The organism is Microbacterium maritypicum MF109, from assembly GCF_000455825.1.
GTDB lineage: Bacteria > Actinomycetota > Actinomycetes > Actinomycetales > Microbacteriaceae > Microbacterium > Microbacterium maritypicum_A.
Map to the genome: position 1 here is coordinate 1 of NZ_ATAO01000243.1, position 293 is coordinate 293.

The window sequence follows — 293 nt, forward strand, 5'->3', positions numbered from 1 at the left end:
CCCTCTACACCGTGCTCGAGACGCTCACCCGTGTGGCGGCGCCTCTCGTGCCGCTCGTCAGCGAGCGCGTGTGGCAGGGCCTGACCGGCGGTCGCAGCGTGCACCTGACCGACTGGCCGGACGACACGCAGTTCCCGGCAGCGGACGAGATCCGTGACGCGATGGACGCGGTGCGCGAGCTGTCGAGCGTCGGCAACGCGCTGCGCAAGAAGGAGAAGCTGCGCGTGCGCCTGCCCCTCGCACGCTTCACGGTGGTCTCACCGCTCGCGGCGTCGCTCGGACAGTTCGAGGAC

At 71.0% G+C, this 293-nt stretch carries 1 protein-coding gene; it reads left to right on the top strand.

All coding sequences use genetic code 11. The features are described from left to right. Positions 1-293 (top strand): class I tRNA ligase family protein (locus L687_RS40550; RefSeq protein ID WP_040569860.1); only part of this gene is annotated, 293 nt, incomplete at both ends.